This is a genomic window from Methanobrevibacter sp. (assembly GCF_015062985.1).
Lineage (GTDB): Archaea > Methanobacteriota > Methanobacteria > Methanobacteriales > Methanobacteriaceae > Methanocatella.
Genome location: NZ_SUTI01000019.1, coordinates 1 through 16848 on the forward strand (window position 1 = coordinate 1; position 16848 = coordinate 16848).

A 16848-nucleotide genomic window follows, 5' to 3' on the forward strand; every position below is an offset into this window, starting at 1 on the left:
AAAAACAAAATTCACTCAATATCCAAAATCTTATGGATTTGAGGAATGGTGGAAACTTCAAAATATTGCCCAACAACTTCGGAAAACTCGAATAATTTAAAATTAATGTTTTTCCATTCTCCTAATGGACTAGAAGGTTGGATAATTATTTTAAGGTTGCTTTTGCTTGAAATATTTTCAGATAATTTTTCAACTACCCCTTTAAATGACTTTATTTTTGTTGATGGCAATATAACTACTTTACAATATACATTTATGGACTTCGCCATTAATAAATTTAGTGATTTAATTTCATTTAAAAATATTTCTTCGTCAAAATCACCGTCAAAATGCTCCGGCAATTTAATATCCAAAGAAACAATGTCCAATTTATCAATCAAATCAATATTGTTTGGTAAAGTCCCATTTGTTTCAAGCATGATATTTAAATTAAAATTTTTGCTAACCTCTGAGATAAACTCAGGATATAGACTAGGTTCACCTCCAGTAAATGAAATAGTTTTACAATCAGGAGTTAGAATCTTGTTTATTTCCTCGCTAACCTCTTGAGGAGTCATCAATGTTCCTGATTTTTCGGATTTACTATCATTGGTGTCGCAATAATTGCAGTTTAAATTACATCCTGCAAAACGGACAAAAATTTGTCTTTGGCCTATCAGAAGACCTTCACCTTGAAAAGATGAGAATATTTCAATTATTGGGGCTTTCATTATAAATCTTTCCTGTACATTGCTCCCTGACCAATTCCCTCATTTACACAAACTGAAACATATTCCAAATTATCATAGGTTTCAGCTAGCTTTTTGGCTAATGTTTCTGCAAAAAACTTAGATAGCTCTTCAGCTGAGGTATAAGGAAGTGGTAAAAATACACAATCGACTGCTGGAATGGAATATCCTTTTCCATCAACCTTAAAATGTACCGCATGTTTCTTTTTTAAATTGAAAATTGATTCGTTATCCTTATCAAAATCCTTAAATTCAATCAAATCATTGTAAACAGGAATCAATAATCTGTGGTCCAATTCATCACATAATGCCTTGGTATATTCCTTAACATCCTTAAAGTCAACCACAAATTCAAATTTTCCAGCCCTTTCACCTTCAATTTCAACATCAACAAAGTAGGAATGACCATGAATATAACCGCAGGATTCATGACCAGGAATTACATGAGCTGAAGAGAACCTTAAATTTGATTGAATACCATTAACTAAAATTTTCATTATAACACCTTTGTTTTACTAATATCCTTTTCAATAGTTTCTAATTCATTAATAAATCTATTTACTGTTTCATTAATTAAATCCAATAAATTATCATCGTTGAATATTTGCTTATCGTTGACTTTAATATCGTAAAGGCCAATTGTTTCCACATCATCAGGAGTCCCCTTATCCTCCAAATTGAGTGCGAAATGGATTTTTGCAGAGCTTAATGATATGCTTGCAATTGAAATGGACAATTTTCTGTCATCCACAAAGATATCATCGCCTTCCCTTTTGGTCTGAATTCCATATTCAGTTAAGATTTCTCTAAAAATCATCACAAGAAGCCTTTGCCTGAGGTAAGCAATCCTCATGTTCGGAGGCTGTTGGTCAAAGAATTCGCAAATGAAATTAACCATATAATTTGATTTGATTTCAAGACCCACATCTGCAAAGTCCTTTAAGTTATCAGGAGTGATGTTGACAGGACCAATCCAAGTTATGATTGATGATCCATAAATTCCAAATTCCTGAAAAGCCCATGACGGATTTATTTGGCTGCCATCATATCCAAATATTTCATCAACATGTTTATGAGTAATAGTCATAAGTTATTATTAGAATATATTTTTATATAAATATTAGGTTTAAATCAAAAATTAATTTAAGATGTAATCTAAAATTAAATATCAAAGGAGATAATACTATGGAACAAGTAAGAACAAGAGATTTTATTTACACAAGTGATGATTTATACTTTGCATCAACCAATTACATTCACCCTGAAAACAGAGTGATTTCATTTTTAAGATATGTTCCTGACCCTGAAGGAGACAGGGAAAAAGACGGGAAACGATACAGAAAAGTTGGATCTGAAGAAGCTTATACCTATTTAAGGGAAAACTACCCTGATTACTTATATTTCAGTGATGTCACCAATGTTGAAATGATGGGCGTTCCTTTAGATAAAGTTGTAAGAGTTATTAAGCCTGAAATGAGACTGTTGGGGCTCAAAGAGACATTTGAAAGTGGCGGCGAAGTGAAAAATCCTGAATTAATTGCAAAATTAATGGATGTTGCAGACTTTTTCCATTTCATGGCAGACATCCCTTATGACCATCTTGGAATTTCAGGTTCAATCCTGCCTGGGCTTCAAAAAAGTGATGTCAGCGATTTGGACTTTGTCGTATACGGCCTTGACAACCACAGAAGGGCAATAGCCGCCTTCAAAGAACACAGGGGAAAAGAGGTCTACATTGAAGAAGTTGACAAGCACATCACAGTTCAAGGAATTACAAATGACTATTGGGATTTCGTATACGATAAGAGAATGTTCGACGAAAGTCTCACCAAAGAGGAATTCAGATGGTATGAAAACAGAAAAGCAAACAGGGGAACAATTAACGGAACCTTATTTGATATTTTGGCCACTAAAGACTATGATGAAATTGAAGGAGTTTGGGGAGATACCGTATATGAACCTCAAGGAACAGCTCAAATCGAAGCGGATATCGTAAGCGCACTTGGAGCATTTGACAACCCTTCACTTTACACAATTGAAAATGTGGAAGTTCTTGATGGTGTTGAGTTCCCTTTAACTGAAGTAGTATCCTTTACACACACCTATGCCGGCGAAGTTGTTGACGGAGAACATGTAATAGCTAAAGGAAAAGTGGAAAAAGTCATCATCAACGGCAAAGATGACCATTACAGGCTTGTTGTCGGAACCACTCGTGAAGCGATTGACGAGTATCTGAAACTTAAGGAAAGCCCTGCTTGAAAAAGTGAAAATATGCTGAGAGTTTTTACTCTCAATTTTATTTTTTTAAACAAAACAAATAATTTAAACAACAATGGAAATTATCACTAAGAAATAATTTCAGCATTAAATTAACTATTTTTCATAACTTACATTGGATGTTTGTTGAACGAATGGACACTGCTTGATTGATTACTTGATAAAGTATTGGATAGCAATATATTGCATCAATAATGTTATATATAAAGTTTAATGTCAAATATTGGATAAAGTGAAGATTTTTTCTCTGCAAGATATTACGTTTGACTGTTTATTCATTGATTTTTACTGATTTTGCATATTTATTTAAAGAATAATAATTAACTTTTCACCATTTTACTAAACAAATATTATTTATTGAAAAAGATAATACCTATGAATTTTATTTAACCATTTTTGATGAAAAATAACACGAGTAAAGCAAAAATAATCAAATAATATATAAACTCCAAAAATCAAAATAATACTATTAAATTTAACGTGATAAAATGACAGAGACAAAAAGATCTGTATGGGATAGTAATTTTGCATTTATGACAGCAATGATTGGTTCTGCTGTGGGTCTCGGAAACATTTGGCGTTTCCCAAACGTTTTATACTCAAACGGTGGAGGATCTTTCATGATTCCTTATATCGTTTCATTATTCTTACTTGGAATTTCATTTGTTTTAGTAGAATATGCGGTAGGATTTAAATTTAAAGAGTCACTTGCAAGAATACTATACAGTGTTAATAACAAATTAGAACCTGTAGCATGGTTTATCCTATTAATCGTATTTTTGATAACAACATACTATGTTTGCGTTGTTGGATGGGATTTTATTTATATTTTATTAAGTTTGACAAAAGCCTGGGGTGCAAATCCTGACTTATTCTTTGCAAATAATGTTTTGCATGCAACAGACTCAATATCTGGAATATTCACAATTGTTCCAGGCGTGCTTATATCAGTATTTGTTATCTGGTTTTTTGCTTGGTTTATTATCAAAAGAGATTTGAATGACGGAATAGGTACCGTGAGTAAAATTTTGCTTCCAATGCTTTGTGTAATCGTCATTGGTATTGTTGCATTCTCTTTAACATTACCTGGCGCATCAATAGGATATACTCAAATATTTACACCTGATTGGTCTGCACTGACTAATTTTAATGTATGGTTGGCTGCATTTGGGCAAATCGTCTTTTCCTTAAGTCTAGGTATGGCCATAGCTATGACCTATGCAAGTTACTTGCCTGAAGGTGCAAAACTAGTCGACAATGCAGTAATTGTTGCGTTTTCAAATTCCGGATTTGAAGTGTTTAATTCCATTGGAATATTTTCAATTTTGGGATTCATGGCATTGTCAACAGGAATTCCGTTTAATGAACTGGTAACCGAAGGAACAGGCCTTGCATTTGTTGTTTTCCCACAAGTATTTAATACAATGGGACCTGTTGGATATGTAATTGGACCATTATTCTTCTTATGTATCTTATTTGCAGGAATTACCTCAGTTATCGCACTTCTTGAAGGTGTCTGCTATTCCATTTCAGAAAAATTCCTTATTGAACGTAAAAAGACTGCAACCGCAGTTTGTATTGCAGGATTTTTAATTTCAACCATCTTTGCAACAGGCGCCGGAAGTACAATTTTAGGAATATTTGATGCATTCTTAAATAATTTCGCATTGTTATTTGCTATACTTCTTGAATGCATAATATTCGGTTGGATTTACAAATTTGATGATTTGATTGAGACATTAAACAGCAATTCAACAATTAAAGTGGGAAAAACCTGGAAAATTGTTATTAAATATATCTTGCCACTTTGTATATTTGGCCTTTGGGCTCATGGAGTCTATTCAACAATAACAACAATAGACAGTTTGAGTTCAACAGTCATGATAATATTGACTATCGTGCTAATCATAGTGCCATTTGTTTTAGCAAAACTGCCTGCAATCAACAAAGATTATTACAACGTGTGAAATTGAACTTAAATAGCTTAAATAATAGCTATTTTCTTTTTTTATTTTAATTAAAACTTTTTTAATCGTTTATAACTTCAAATTATTTATATTATCAAAAACTAAGTAATATTACATAATTTAAGAGGTTATTAAATGTTAAATATATCTTCGATAAAAACACATATGTACTGCCCGATGAAGCTTTACATTCAAAACCATATAGATTTAGAGGAAAACACGGATTTTCAACTTTCAATCGAAATCAAAAAACTTAAAATTGATATTCGTGATCTGATTCAAAAGAATATGCGTAAAATAAAAAAGGAAATGAGCCTGATTGAAATTGAAAGCATATTGTCTGAAAATATCGATTCATATATTGAAAGTACAACAAAAGCCATCGAATCAATGGATCTGGACATCAAAGAAGAACAGATTACAGAAATAATCAACGATTCCTACTTCAATATTAAAATTACTGCATTAAAAATCAAACAGGCAATGACCATAATGAACAAAAATGCTTTTGCAATAATCGACATGTTCTTTCCAAATTCAATGTATTCCTATTTGCTAAAAGACCCTCAGCTCCAACTGATAGGAATGTGCGATAAAATTGAGATTATTGACGGAACATATTATCCCGTGTCAATTAAAGGTTCAAGCCCACCCGTCAAGGGAGTTTGGGATCAAGATGCAATAGAGCTAGTGGCTTATGCCATTCTACTTGAAGAGGAGTTTGACACGGAAGTTTATGTTGGATTTGTTGATTATGAAAAAATAGGCGATAGAAGACCTGTTGTAATGGATGTCAATCTTAGAAAAGCACTGTTTGAAGTAATTCGGGAAGTAAAAGAAATAACAGAGAATAAAAAAGTTCCCACTATTCGCAAAAATCCTAGAAAATGTGAAAAATGTGAATATATAAATATCTGTTTGAAAAATTAAAATGAAAGGGAGTTAAAAGAATAACTCCCCTATATGTCCATAAACATGAATTAAAATCTAATATTATCGCCTAAACGATTAATGTCAAAAACGGCAGTGACCGCAACGGACATGACAGCTAAAACACCTGCCTGAATAGGGTCTGTAATGATTAAATCAGCATGTTGAGTTACGCTTCCAGGCATATTAAGGGAAATGACTATCAGATTGCTTTCCTCTTTAACTTTTTTAACCGCTTCAGTGATTTTTCCGCCCATGAGCGAACCTGCTAAAACCAGCGCACTGACACGAGGCAATCTGGATATTGCTTCAACAGCTTCAGCTAAAGGCTTTTCACCAACTAATGGGATTGTATCGATACTGATACGTTCACCACGTATATTATGCCTATCAGCTTCCGTAATAGCACCCATAGCTACCTGAGCCACCTGTGCTCCACCACCGACGATAATAATACGTTTTCCATAAATATCAGCTTGAGAACCATGCAATTCAACATTTTCAATTTCAGAGATGTTCTTTAAATCTGAAACTAATCCATCAATATCTTCAACATGCTCCAATTCCAAATTAATGGAACCCATATTATTTTTTTCGACGAAAAGATGTACATAACTAATATTAGCACCATGATTAGTGATAACATCAGTAATATCATCCAATACACCTTTTCTCTCATGAGATTTGATAGTTAATGTATAATCACTCATTTTCTGGCCTTACTTTATCTAATTCTGCATGAGCTCTTTTCCACATGCTCAAATAATTATCATTTTCAGTGACTGGAATTACTTCAAGACCCAAATCCTTATGTTCCTTAATCCATTCTTCGTGGAAAACAGGTATTTCTATTTTTATCGGTTCGGAGGTTTTATTTACCACTATTAAATTTCTATAAGGAAAATCCCATTCAACAATGTATCCTCCAAGACTTACCATATGATACGGCCTCATAACAAATTTCATAAATAATTCCTCCTATAACAATCCAAGCACAATAGCCAATATTCCAAGCAATGTAGTACCCAAAATAGTTGGAAGCAATTGCCTATTTGTGAATACCGGACTAAATGCTGATAAAATTCCCATCATGACTACAAATATCAATGCAACAACAATATTTACTAAAATTCCCCATGAAAATATGCTTGGAGGGATTCCAATAAACAATACTGAAAAGACACAGCCAAGTACAAACATGAAAAATCCTCTTGTAAGATAGACTACAGACCTGTATTTGGCAGCATATTCCATGTATGGTCCTTCAATAACATCTGATTTTGCTTTGATTATTGAAAATGGATATTCATTCAAAATAATCATGTACCCGATGAAGAACACTACTGCTGCGATTGCACCGGATATGGTGAATAAGAATGGTCCATGAATTTGTTGATATGCAACAATATCTCCTAAGAAAATACTTCTGGCAGCGGTTACTGGAGCAAATAATGCCAGATATAATGGGAAAGACCCATAAGTAATCATTCTAAGTGACCTTTTTGCACTGATATCTTCAATAAATGACCTTTGAGCATTTAAGTGTGCTCCTCCTTTTACAAGGTCAGGGAACGGCATTCTTAAAGACATTACGGATTTGGATAATGAACCCATCAATACATAACATATTTCTTCTACTTTTAAAAATCCTACGACTGCAACTAAACTTGAAAGCGCCGGAATTTTATAAGCTTGAGGAGTTAAAGTAATAAATACACATAAAACCACAATGAAACAGATAATTGGCAATGCCTTATATAATCTAGGAACCGGAGATGAAATCTCAACATTTTCCTTAAACATGAATTTTAATGGTGCCATAATCCCCGGAGCAATTACTATTGGTCCGATTCTTTGTTGAATTCTAGCATGAACGTATTTTCTCTCAATTCCTGGAAGCAATGTTGAAATTACAAAACAAACTAGCACTGTAAGAACTACTGCAAGAACTGAATTTATTACTGTACTTTCAAACATGATTTACCTCCTAATTATTTCAATAGCTCTGTCTGTACAAGTAAAACAAGGGTCACATTGTACAATACATAATTGTGCATCTGTGATTTGGTCTCCTATGCATGCATACTGCATTGCACCAATGTTTGCCATTGACGGAGTTCTTATAACACAGTGCCTTACTCTTCCACTTTCAAGTGCATAAGAATGATATAATGTTCCTCTTGGAACTTCAATGTAACTTTGAGTCATATCAGTGTCAACCATTTCCCAGTCATGATTGACCAATTTTCCTTCAGGAATATTAGCAATAGCCTGTCTGATGATTTTAATTGATTCAAAAGACTCCAATGCCCTCATCAATAAATTGGATTTCACATCACCATCCGGTTGGGTGACAACATTAAAATCAAAATTATCGTATTCAAACATGGTTGTCCTTAAATCTCTTGCAACACCGGTAGCCCTTAAGGTTGGTCCGGTAACCGCCAATTCAATAGCTTGCTTTTGCGGCAATACACCAATGCCTGAAATCCTTGACATTACGATAGGATCTGAAGTGAACCTGTTAGCAAAATCTGTAAGGCCTTCTTCCACCTTATCCATATCTTCCTTAATTCTCAATATTTTTGCTTCATCCAGTTCACATCTTGGCCTTACTCCTCCTAAAACAGAGCATCCGTATTGAACCCTATTTCCACCAATCATTGCGAGCAATTCCATTATTATTTCCCTTAAGTAGAACACTCTCATTGAAAAGGTTTCATGGGACAACACTTCACAACCATGAGCCAAATACAAGAAATGTGAATGTAAACGTTCAAGTTCACCCATAATTACACGAATATACTCAGCTCTTTCAGGAATTTCAATGCCCAAACCTATTTCAGCGGTTCTGCATGAATTCCATATATGTGAATTGGAACAGATTCCACAGATTTTTTCGGTAAGCGCATTCGCTTTTTGAACAGGCAATCCTTCCATAATCCTTTCAATACCCCTATGATTAACACCAATGGTTATTTCGGCTTCTTGAACTATCTCATCCTCTACAAAAAACCTTACCCTATATGGCTCCAATGCAGCGGGGTGAACTGTACCCATTGGAATTTCAGTTTCAATTATTTCGCTTCTCGGTACTTTTCTATCCATTTAATTCCCCCTCTCAATCCGCATCTAATAATGTAGGTAAAAGTGATACAACTCCCGCTAAAACATCCTGAGGCCTTACGGCACAACCAGGTACCTTTGCAGCGACCGGTATGATATTTTCAACTGGTCCTTCAATTTCTTCAGAAGGAATATCACCATAACAATTCTTATAAACACCACCCATCAAAGCACAACTTCCTGCAGCTACGACTAATTTCGGATTAGGTATAGCTTCATAAATTTTCTCCAATGGTTTCCTATTCAAATGTGTAACAGGTCCTGTAACAACAAGAACATCCGCTTCACGAGGATTCCAAGTTAAAAACACATTATATTGCTCAGCATCAAATCTAGGTGATAATATGGAGTTAACAATTTCAATATCGCATCCATTACATCCACCAGTATAAACCAACATGACGTGTATTGCTCTTGCTCTTGAAAATGATTTAATTCCCATCTAATCACCTTCCTCCCTATTCCTTAAGACAGTATTGTCTGACAAATACTGTGCAATAACATTAAGCTTATCTTCAGATATTTTAAATGGTTGATTAAGGAATTGTGAAACATCAACTTCCTGATCACCGACACAACTTGGATGCACGGTTCCTTTTTGCCCATATAATGAAAATATAGGGCAGAAATCGTGACAATAATAACATACCACGCATCTTTCAAGATTAATTTCAGGTACTTTATCTTTAGTCCAATCATCGGTTAATTTAACAGGATTTGCTAAGGGTTTCATTTCAATTGCTCCGGTCGGACAAACATTGGCACAACCAGAACATCCAATACAAGCTTTTTCATCAACTCTATCATCTACTTCAACTGAAAGTGTGGATATCTGTCTTCTCAACTCCATATCTGTAACCCTATCAGCTGCAAAAAAGATTCTTTTAAAGTTAGTAAAAGCCCCTTCTAAAGCTATTCTAATTAAATTTCTCATTTAAATACCCTCTATTGAATCTTTAAAATTTCTTTCAAATAAAAATGCTCTTGCAGGACATGCATTTTTACATGCTCCGCAGTAGGTACATTTTTCCTCATTTACTATGAACTGTCCGTCAATTTCATCAATTGCATCATATGAACAGGTTTTATGACATAATCCACAATGCATGCATAATTTCTGCTCAATGAAATTAAATCCTCCTTTAATTTCATTCTTGTACATTGTTGATTTTGGAATAGCATCGACCGGACAATGCACTGCACAATTTTCACACAATATACATTTATCCAAGTTAACTGAAATGGAACCCCTATTCAATGTGATTGCATCTTCCTGACATACTTCAACACAAATTCCGCAGGAGATACATTCATCTGAAACGCTTCCATCCCATGTGTGAGTCATGTATTGGCGTGCACCAACCTCATCACAGACCTGTGTACATTTACCGCATGATACGCAGAATCCAGCCAATGTCGGCAACTCTTGATCATTTAATTCATCATAAATAAACATTTCCTCATCTTCATGCAACGTATGAATTGGACAAGCATTGATTGCGATTTCATGATTAACATCTTCAGTGTCCAAAGTCGGATCATATCTTAATTTGCCGTCAACATATTTATGAGACTCATTTTCACATAAATCTGCACATAAACCACAATTTAAACAGGATACGATAGAACCTGACGGCTTTTGATTTAACTTATTGACAACAATTGCTGAGTCATCAACAGAAATTGCATTGTTTGGACAAGCCTTCATACAATTAAGACAAAGTGTACATGATGATTTGTTAACGATTTGATATTTGTTCATAGATTTGTTTGGACAGACATCTTCACATAATCTACATTCTCTACAAATTCCTTCATCCCTATCTACCTTTACATGAATAGCCCCTGTAGGACAGTATTCCTGACATCTTCCACATAAAATACATTTTTCTGTGTCAGTGCCGAAGTAGCTTCTTGAAACCTCCTTAGCTACAGGCTCAACTCTTTCAGGAACATCCCCCAGAGAAGGATAAAGTATTTTTAATGATTCTATGAAATTAATTTGCTTTTCTTTTTCAAGCATGAATCCGTCAACACGATTGCTGCAGACTCCTTGACATACTCCGCAACGTGAACAGATTCCATATACAATTCCATCTTCAATAGTGATATTGTTTGTAGGACAATTGTACATGCACATTCCACAGCCATTACATTTAGCTCTATCTACAACATATCCTCCATAGCTATTTTGGAATATCGCATTATTCGGGCAGTTTTTATAGCATATTCCACAAGTAAGACAGCTGAAAGCTCTGCCATTAATGAACTTAATGGCCTTTGTAGGACATTGTTTAATACAATCTCTTTTTCCTTCACATGTATTAGTTGTTAAAAACATTATAAAAACCCCTTATTTACTCCTTGCAAATAGTAGCATGCCTGCAAAAATTCCTATTAAAGCAGATAAAAATGCAGATGAAATAGGCATGTCAGTGTAAAACGGATAATTGCCCAATGTCCATGCCAAAATAATTGCTGCAATAAATATTATGATAAATGATGCCTTAGTGAATTTTGTATCAGCAGCATTAAGTTTAATCTGTGAGCCAATAACTAAACCTAATATCAATGCGAATATCATTGGTCCTAATATTAACATCATTCACCCTCCTCTGCTATTTTCTTAAATCCTGCAAATGCAATAACAATTGCGGATAATCCTACAAATACTTTTAAACCTACAAATATATTGAGATATGGAATAATACCTGCATTAGTTACATCCGGATAGTGGAATACCGCTTGAATAGCTGCCGGAACCACATTAAGCAAATCAGTTCCGAAGTTATATAAGTAAAATCCTCCAAGGAACAATCCAACCAATCCAAAGATTACAAAGCCTAATGCGCCAACAGATTCCAAGACTTCAATATAGGTATGTGATAATTCTAACGGGGAATTGCCTACACCATAAACAAGGACAGACAATATGATTCCACTGGCAATCATTGCACCGCCTTGGAAACCACCACCAGGAGTGATGTGACCTCCAAGAATTGTCATTATACCTAAACAAATCAATATGATTGAAATTGGTAAAGATATTAATTTTAATATGACACTACTCTGACTCATTGTTTATCCCCCAATAATCCTTTACCAAATATCAGCAATACAACAATACCTGCAGTCAGCAAGATAATTGATTCGCCTAATGTATCGTATGCCCTGAAATCAAAAATAACAACAGTTACAAGGTTTGGAGCTATTTGAGTTCCTAAAGCATTATAAATATTGCTTACACCAGGATTGATTATGTTGCTTAAATGGAATACCGCATCAAATAGTGTAACGGAAAATATCGCCACCATTACGGTTGCAATCAAATTACGAATAGTAGTTTTTTCAGACAAAATTACCACCCCAGTACAAGAATACAACAATGATTGAAAGTGTGATTACTGCATAGAATAACATCTTTTCTAAAGAATCTTCCTGTTCAATCTTAAACTTAGGAATAAGCGGAATATTAGAAATTAACAATATTGCCAATATCAATGTGACTAATCCTGCAAGTAAAATGTTTACATGCCTTAACAATATTGCTGATAGAACTAATGAAACAATTAAAAATATTTCGGCTGTTAAACTTCCTGAAACATCTTCATTAGTTACAGGACCCGGTGAAAACAATTTTTTGAATTGTTTTACAACATCAAATATTTGATCATACAGTTTCATAATATTCCTCCTACAAAGTTAGAAATTCCGTTAACAACTACATCTGGGAATAAACCTAATGCAATAATGATTATCAACAATATTCCCATTGCAAATATCATAGTGCGAGGAACTTCCTTACCTTCAACTTCCAGTTCTTTTGGTTTTGGCCTTAAAAACATGACATAGAATGTTTTTACAAATACCACAAATGTAGCTATACTTACCATAATAGCTAAAATGGATATTTCAGGGAATCCGCAGTTTAAAGAAGCTTGAACAAGCATTAACTTGGATTGGAACCCGCTTAAAGGAGGAACACCTGCCATTGCCAAACCGCCAATTAAAAGAATGATGCTTACTTTTGGATGGTATGCTAGCAGTCCTCCAAGTTTTCGAGTATCCACTTCATTTGTTGCATTGACAATTGCGCCAAATCCTATGAATAACAATGCAGTTATAATAATTTCGTTTAAAGCCTGGAACAGACCTGCAGTAATTGCAAAATTAGTTCCAAGACCAATACCTAAACCGATGAAACCAAGTTCACCTACCGCTAAAAATCCAATCATTCTTCTGAAGTCTGTTTGGGTAAGTGCGAGAGAGACACCCAATATCATAGCCAAGATAGAGAAGAACACTATGAGAACTTCAAATATTGGTAATGTGGAATAGATTCTATGCATGATTAAAACGATTGAAATCATTGAAATAACGGTAAATGATTGGAGTAAAGCTGCTCCATGAGGTTCTGCCTTTGAATAAATTCCAGATTTTATAGTATGGAATGGTGGTAAACCAGATGCATATAACCAACCAAAGAAGATTAATCCGAGTGAAGATAAAAATACTGGAGAAGTGGCATCAACCAAACCATTATGAACAGCTGCTGCAATATCAGTAACATTTACACTACCAGTCAATGCCAATAAGAATCCAATTCCTAAAAGCATGATTGGGCTTCCAATTGATCCTAAAATCATATACTTCAATGCCATTTCGTAACTATAGTCAATTGAAGACGCCGCAACAATACCCACCTGTGCAAGTGCTAGAATTTCAAAGAACACAAACATGTGGAAAATATCATCAGTAAGCAACATTGCTGTAACGGCCGCAGTACCCAGGAATAACAGGAATAAGTACGGACCTGAAACTTTCCTGTATTTAGTTAGGTAAATGAAGACAACTAAAAATGTCAAAATACCTACCATTGCAATGAATATCTGTTGCAGGAAAGTAAATGAATAGGTAATTGCCGGATGATAAAGAGTATTTGTCACATTATCCAAAATTGGCGCATAACCTCCGAAGTAATGCAATCCATAATGGGACAGCAATGGAATTAACGGAAGACAAATCGCAACAACAAATGCGAAAATCTTAGTGCTTGTATTAAATCTTGAAAAAGCACTGATAATTAAAGCTGCGATTAAAGGAACAATAACCATAAGTGGGATTAATTCATTCATTGTATTCCTCCTGTTTTGATGTATCCGCCAACATTACTTTTGTGCTTAAGGTACCATATCTTCTATAAATGACCATTACTAAAGCCAGCATAACAGCCAGAGTACTTGCACCAATTACAATACTGGTAAGCACTAAACCAAAAGGCAATGGATAAGCAGCATTGGATGCAAACCATGATGTATCCATACCAGGCATCAGGATAGGAACGACACCGCCTGCTTTATAACCAATAGCAACAATGAACAGATTAGCACCTTCTTCAATAAAACTGATACCGATTATCTTTTTTATGATATTATCAATGAAAATTGCTGAATAAAGTCCTATGACAATTAGGGCAACTGATGTCAATAATATCGCAAGTTGAGTTTGTGCCATTAGCTATCCTCCCTTTGAGTTTTTTTAACAGCCAAAGCAATAAATACAGGAATGATTGCCGCACCAACAATCGCTTGGGTTAATGCAACGTCAGGAGCCAGTAAAATTTGGAAAAGAACCGCAAGGGCTCCGCCTGAAAATCCTGTTAAGATTGCTGCCTTCAATAAGTCTTTCTGAATAAGAGCAAGGATTGCACTTAAAACTATAATAATACATAATACAAACTCTAACATCTTACTCATCCTCGTCAATTTCTAATGTAGTTACTGAAAATCTTTCATCCGCCTTAAGTTTTTCTGAATCTTCGCTCTCTAAAGCTTGCATTTTTTCTTTAGGATGTAAAAATGGATGATTTTCATCTACTTCAACTTCAACATTCTGTAAATCTACGTTATTTTCTCTATCTTCTTTTTTCCAATAAGCATTAGCTATTGCATGTGCTATGAACGGCGCTAGAATAAAGTAAATTCCGGCAAGCAAAAATTGGCCAATTGCAATCATGGCCAGGATACATGCAACATCAAAAATACCTATGATGTGAATTCTTGCATAAACAACATTCTTCATTTTTGTATCCAAACTAAGAATGCCCACTGCAGATATTATAGTTAAAATTGCGGCTATAATGAGAAGGATTGATTGAACATACTCTATCATTCATCATCACCTCCCAAAACTACAGCGAAAGCAACAGTACCTACAAAACCAAAGAATATTAATGCTAATGATATGTCTCTAAAGAATCCAAGATTATATAAATCCCCCATGAAAAGTAACGCTACAGCAAAAGCGTTTACTACAACGGAACTTCCTAAAAGTCCCATTGATGTGGATTTATATGCACTTGCCCTTAAAGCGGCTAACATCATTATCATTAATGCAATAACCACAATATATTTTGAAATAAATAATATATCCATACTATCTCACTCGTATTTCGTTTGTCAAGAAAATGTAACACAATTTCATTCCAACATTTTCTTTATATATGGTTCAAAAGGAATGATATCCTCTTTTTTTCTTGGAGAAATAGTAGCTACTTTGATAATGTTATTTTCACTGTCTAAATCAACAGACAAAGTACCAGGAGTTAAAGAAATACTATTTGCCAAAATTGTCTGAGAAACAGGTCTCTCTAAAACTGTTTCAACATCGACAATTACAGGATCAATTTTCCTCCTTAAAATTCCATTAAATGCAACAGAAACTGTTGATTTAAGGATTTCATAAATAAGGTCTAAGAAATAAATAATTCCATAACCAATTCTAGTCAAAAACATTAAACAAGCTCCATTTCGTTATATTGTAAAAGTCAATAAATGACTATTAATTAATAATATTATTATTTATCATGATTATTTATTATAAATGTATGTATTTTTATAAAAAATATGATTAATTGGTAAATTGTTATTAAAAAAATTTCTAAAAAAATTAAATGAACAATTTGCTATCGAAATAATTGAAATGAAGAAATATTTAAACTTAAAATTGAAATTAGAATAAAATGTCAATGAATAAAAAAATTATATATCAATCTATACAAATTGTATTAAACAAACATAAACATAATCCTCAAATAAACTAAAAAGGACAGGAACATGAATTATAATTGCCAACGAAACCAGTAAAAATATTGCACTTAATCCAAAGTTCTTATAAACCTTTTTTGATGAAAGTGGAGCGAATATTTTAATGCCGGCAGGAGTAAATGAATCAAGAACCAAATGGGAAAATACACCCAAAAACAATGATAAAACTATTTCAACATGTGAAAACTCGCCGTTTGGGAATATGAATAGGCTAAGGAAAAACAATGGAAGAAAAATCATCAAAAGTTTTCTATTTAAAAATAAAAAACTTACAAGAGCAATTAAAATGCCCAGTATCTGATACTGATTATTGAAAGGTGTCACAGCGATAATCAACTCCAAAGCCCAGATTAATATTAAACTAACGGCTGAAGTTAATGTTAAAACCCCAAAAAGCGAATGCGTAAAACTACGATGTTCCGAAAAATAAAACGTGACACCTAGAAATACAATAATCATCCCCAAGAAGTAAGGCAATTTAAGTATATAAAGTGAAAATGTCACTATTAACCCCAATATAACCATCTTATAGGCATTTTCCGTTTTGAACTTATGGTCAAAGTCTGGGATATTTGCACCAATGAATGTCAAAGCAATTGACAGAGGATTTTGAAAAAACATACATGCGAGTAAAAATGCAAATATCGAATGTCCCTTATAAGAAGGCACTTAAATCACCTTGATTAAAATGTGGGTTATATTAATAAAAATAAT

At 33.9% G+C, this 16848-nt stretch carries 24 protein-coding genes; 3 read left to right on the forward strand and 21 right to left on the reverse strand.

Annotated features, from left to right (window positions below):
- Nucleotides 1-11: 11 nt before the first annotated feature.
- From E7Z77_RS08165 to E7Z77_RS08175, 3 genes are read right to left on the reverse strand one after another with little or no spacing between them, the layout of a single operon-like run.
- Nucleotides 12-710 carry a 7-carboxy-7-deazaguanine synthase QueE gene (locus E7Z77_RS08165; RefSeq protein WP_292752639.1) on the reverse strand — a complete coding sequence of 233 codons (699 nt, stop codon included), beginning with the start codon at nt 708-710 and terminating at the stop codon, nt 12-14.
- The gene (locus E7Z77_RS08170) at nt 710-1225 is read right to left on the reverse strand and encodes a 6-pyruvoyl tetrahydropterin synthase family protein (protein ID WP_292752642.1); all 516 of its coding nucleotides are present in this window, start codon (nt 1223-1225) and stop codon (nt 710-712) included. Before E7Z77_RS08170 ends, E7Z77_RS08165 begins: the two co-directional genes overlap by 1 nt.
- Complete coding sequence (locus E7Z77_RS08175) at nt 1225-1815, reverse strand: DUF366 family protein (protein ID WP_292752645.1); 591 nt, start codon at nt 1813-1815, stop codon at nt 1225-1227. Before E7Z77_RS08175 ends, E7Z77_RS08170 begins: the two co-directional genes overlap by 1 nt.
- 98 nt (nt 1816-1913) lie before the next feature.
- Here E7Z77_RS08175 and E7Z77_RS08180 point away from each other — a divergent pair, with 98 nt between their 5' ends.
- From E7Z77_RS08180 to cas4, 3 genes are all read left to right on the forward strand, one after another.
- A complete protein-coding gene (locus E7Z77_RS08180) occupies nt 1914-2987 on the forward strand; it encodes a DNA polymerase subunit beta (protein WP_292752648.1) in 1074 nt (357 codons plus the stop codon).
- A 506-nt stretch (nt 2988-3493) separates the two neighbouring features.
- Nucleotides 3494-4972 (forward strand): sodium-dependent transporter, encoded by a 1479-nt coding sequence (locus tag E7Z77_RS08185; RefSeq protein WP_292752651.1) that lies wholly within the window; start codon nt 3494-3496, stop codon nt 4970-4972.
- 135 nt (nt 4973-5107) lie between these two features.
- Nucleotides 5108-5902: a CRISPR-associated protein Cas4 gene (gene cas4 / locus E7Z77_RS08190; protein WP_292752654.1), complete on the forward strand. Its 795-nt coding sequence runs from the start codon at nt 5108-5110 to the stop codon at nt 5900-5902.
- Nucleotides 5903-5952: 50 nt separating this feature from the next.
- Here the strand turns inward: cas4 and E7Z77_RS08195 are convergent, their stop codons facing one another.
- From E7Z77_RS08195 to E7Z77_RS08280, 18 genes are all read right to left on the reverse strand, one after another.
- Complete coding sequence (locus E7Z77_RS08195; RefSeq protein ID WP_292752657.1) at nt 5953-6612, reverse strand: DUF5612 domain-containing protein; 660 nt, start codon at nt 6610-6612, stop codon at nt 5953-5955.
- Nucleotides 6605-6868: an energy-converting hydrogenase B subunit P gene (locus E7Z77_RS08200; RefSeq protein ID WP_292752660.1), complete on the reverse strand. Its 264-nt coding sequence runs from the start codon at nt 6866-6868 to the stop codon at nt 6605-6607. Before E7Z77_RS08200 ends, E7Z77_RS08195 begins: the two co-directional genes overlap by 8 nt.
- A 12-nt stretch (nt 6869-6880) precedes the next feature.
- Nucleotides 6881-7879 carry an NADH-quinone oxidoreductase subunit H gene (locus E7Z77_RS08205; RefSeq protein ID WP_292752663.1) on the reverse strand — a complete coding sequence of 333 codons (999 nt, stop codon included), beginning with the start codon at nt 7877-7879 and terminating at the stop codon, nt 6881-6883.
- Nucleotides 7880-7882: 3 nt separating this feature from the next.
- A complete protein-coding gene (locus tag E7Z77_RS08210) occupies nt 7883-9010 on the reverse strand; it encodes a nickel-dependent hydrogenase large subunit (RefSeq protein WP_292752666.1) in 1128 nt (375 codons plus the stop codon).
- Between the two features lie 13 nt (nt 9011-9023).
- Nucleotides 9024-9470 (reverse strand): NADH-quinone oxidoreductase subunit B family protein, encoded by a 447-nt coding sequence (locus E7Z77_RS08215; protein WP_292752669.1) that lies wholly within the window; start codon nt 9468-9470, stop codon nt 9024-9026.
- A complete protein-coding gene (locus E7Z77_RS08220; RefSeq protein ID WP_292752672.1) occupies nt 9471-9962 on the reverse strand; it encodes a 4Fe-4S binding protein in 492 nt (163 codons plus the stop codon).
- On the reverse strand, nt 9963-11369 hold the full coding sequence (locus tag E7Z77_RS08225) for a 4Fe-4S binding protein (RefSeq protein ID WP_292752675.1): 1407 nt from the start codon (nt 11367-11369) through the stop codon (nt 9963-9965).
- Nucleotides 11370-11381: 12 nt separating this feature from the next.
- Complete coding sequence (locus E7Z77_RS08230; protein WP_292752678.1) at nt 11382-11633, reverse strand: energy-converting hydrogenase B subunit J; 252 nt, start codon at nt 11631-11633, stop codon at nt 11382-11384.
- A complete protein-coding gene (locus E7Z77_RS08235; RefSeq protein WP_292752681.1) occupies nt 11630-12106 on the reverse strand; it encodes an MnhB domain-containing protein in 477 nt (158 codons plus the stop codon). The genes E7Z77_RS08230 and E7Z77_RS08235 overlap by 4 nt, the downstream gene beginning before the upstream one ends.
- Nucleotides 12103-12342 (reverse strand): hydrogen gas-evolving membrane-bound hydrogenase subunit E, encoded by a 240-nt coding sequence (gene mbhE, locus E7Z77_RS08240; protein ID WP_292752767.1) that lies wholly within the window; start codon nt 12340-12342, stop codon nt 12103-12105. Before mbhE ends, E7Z77_RS08235 begins: the two co-directional genes overlap by 4 nt.
- Before the next feature lie 34 nt (nt 12343-12376).
- Nucleotides 12377-12712 carry a hydrogenase gene (locus E7Z77_RS08245; protein ID WP_292752684.1) on the reverse strand — a complete coding sequence of 112 codons (336 nt, stop codon included), beginning with the start codon at nt 12710-12712 and terminating at the stop codon, nt 12377-12379.
- Entirely contained in the window at nt 12709-14163 is a 1455-nt protein-coding gene (ehbF, locus tag E7Z77_RS08250; RefSeq protein WP_292752687.1) for an energy conserving hydrogenase EhbF, read from the reverse strand. The genes E7Z77_RS08245 and ehbF overlap by 4 nt, the downstream gene beginning before the upstream one ends.
- The gene (locus E7Z77_RS08255; protein WP_292752690.1) at nt 14156-14542 is read right to left on the reverse strand and encodes a cation:proton antiporter subunit C; all 387 of its coding nucleotides are present in this window, start codon (nt 14540-14542) and stop codon (nt 14156-14158) included. Before E7Z77_RS08255 ends, ehbF begins: the two co-directional genes overlap by 8 nt.
- Entirely contained in the window at nt 14542-14784 is a 243-nt protein-coding gene (locus tag E7Z77_RS08260) for a DUF4040 domain-containing protein (protein ID WP_292752693.1), read from the reverse strand. The genes E7Z77_RS08255 and E7Z77_RS08260 overlap by 1 nt, the downstream gene beginning before the upstream one ends.
- Nucleotides 14777-15199, reverse strand: a complete 423-nt coding sequence (locus E7Z77_RS08265) for a cation:proton antiporter (protein ID WP_292752695.1) — start codon at nt 15197-15199, stop codon at nt 14777-14779. Before E7Z77_RS08265 ends, E7Z77_RS08260 begins: the two co-directional genes overlap by 8 nt.
- A complete protein-coding gene (locus E7Z77_RS08270; protein ID WP_292752698.1) occupies nt 15196-15462 on the reverse strand; it encodes a hypothetical protein in 267 nt (88 codons plus the stop codon). Before E7Z77_RS08270 ends, E7Z77_RS08265 begins: the two co-directional genes overlap by 4 nt.
- Nucleotides 15463-15507: 45 nt before the next feature.
- Nucleotides 15508-15822, reverse strand: coding sequence for a Na+/H+ antiporter subunit E (locus E7Z77_RS08275; RefSeq protein WP_292752701.1), 315 nt, complete (start codon nt 15820-15822; stop codon nt 15508-15510).
- A 258-nt stretch (nt 15823-16080) separates the two neighbouring features.
- Nucleotides 16081-16803 carry a metal-dependent hydrolase gene (locus E7Z77_RS08280; protein ID WP_292752704.1) on the reverse strand — a complete coding sequence of 241 codons (723 nt, stop codon included), beginning with the start codon at nt 16801-16803 and terminating at the stop codon, nt 16081-16083.
- Nucleotides 16804-16848 lie beyond the last annotated feature (45 nt).

Coding starts and splice junctions, on each gene's coding strand:
- cas4 (WP_292752654.1), top strand. CDS start 5,108: ATGTTAAATATATCTTCGATAAAAACACATATGTACTGCCCGATGAAG.
- E7Z77_RS08180 (WP_292752648.1), top strand. CDS start 1,914: ATGGAACAAGTAAGAACAAGAGATTTTATTTACACAAGTGATGATTTA.
- E7Z77_RS08165 (WP_292752639.1), bottom strand. CDS start 710: ATGAAAGCCCCAATAATTGAAATATTCTCATCTTTTCAAGGTGAAGGT.
- E7Z77_RS08220 (WP_292752672.1), bottom strand. CDS start 9,962: ATGAGAAATTTAATTAGAATAGCTTTAGAAGGGGCTTTTACTAACTTT.
- E7Z77_RS08260 (WP_292752693.1), bottom strand. CDS start 14,784: ATGAGTAAGATGTTAGAGTTTGTATTATGTATTATTATAGTTTTAAGT.
- ehbF (WP_292752687.1), bottom strand. CDS start 14,163: ATGAATGAATTAATCCCACTTATGGTTATTGTTCCTTTAATCGCAGCT.
- mbhE (WP_292752767.1), bottom strand. CDS start 12,342: ATGGTGGCGATATTTTCCGTTACACTATTTGATGCGGTATTCCATTTA.
- E7Z77_RS08185 (WP_292752651.1), top strand. CDS start 3,494: ATGACAGAGACAAAAAGATCTGTATGGGATAGTAATTTTGCATTTATG.
- E7Z77_RS08275 (WP_292752701.1), bottom strand. CDS start 15,822: ATGTTTTTGACTAGAATTGGTTATGGAATTATTTATTTCTTAGACCTT.
- E7Z77_RS08245 (WP_292752684.1), bottom strand. CDS start 12,712: ATGAAACTGTATGATCAAATATTTGATGTTGTAAAACAATTCAAAAAA.
- E7Z77_RS08195 (WP_292752657.1), bottom strand. CDS start 6,612: ATGAGTGATTATACATTAACTATCAAATCTCATGAGAGAAAAGGTGTA.
- E7Z77_RS08175 (WP_292752645.1), bottom strand. CDS start 1,815: ATGACTATTACTCATAAACATGTTGATGAAATATTTGGATATGATGGC.
- E7Z77_RS08230 (WP_292752678.1), bottom strand. CDS start 11,633: ATGATGTTAATATTAGGACCAATGATATTCGCATTGATATTAGGTTTA.
- E7Z77_RS08215 (WP_292752669.1), bottom strand. CDS start 9,470: ATGGGAATTAAATCATTTTCAAGAGCAAGAGCAATACACGTCATGTTG.
- E7Z77_RS08200 (WP_292752660.1), bottom strand. CDS start 6,868: ATGAAATTTGTTATGAGGCCGTATCATATGGTAAGTCTTGGAGGATAC.
- E7Z77_RS08210 (WP_292752666.1), bottom strand. CDS start 9,010: ATGGATAGAAAAGTACCGAGAAGCGAAATAATTGAAACTGAAATTCCA.
- E7Z77_RS08270 (WP_292752698.1), bottom strand. CDS start 15,462: ATGGATATATTATTTATTTCAAAATATATTGTGGTTATTGCATTAATG.
- E7Z77_RS08205 (WP_292752663.1), bottom strand. CDS start 7,879: ATGTTTGAAAGTACAGTAATAAATTCAGTTCTTGCAGTAGTTCTTACA.
- E7Z77_RS08235 (WP_292752681.1), bottom strand. CDS start 12,106: ATGAGTCAGAGTAGTGTCATATTAAAATTAATATCTTTACCAATTTCA.
- E7Z77_RS08265 (WP_292752695.1), bottom strand. CDS start 15,199: ATGATAGAGTATGTTCAATCAATCCTTCTCATTATAGCCGCAATTTTA.
- E7Z77_RS08225 (WP_292752675.1), bottom strand. CDS start 11,369: ATGTTTTTAACAACTAATACATGTGAAGGAAAAAGAGATTGTATTAAA.
- E7Z77_RS08170 (WP_292752642.1), bottom strand. CDS start 1,225: ATGAAAATTTTAGTTAATGGTATTCAATCAAATTTAAGGTTCTCTTCA.
- E7Z77_RS08255 (WP_292752690.1), bottom strand. CDS start 14,542: ATGGCACAAACTCAACTTGCGATATTATTGACATCAGTTGCCCTAATT.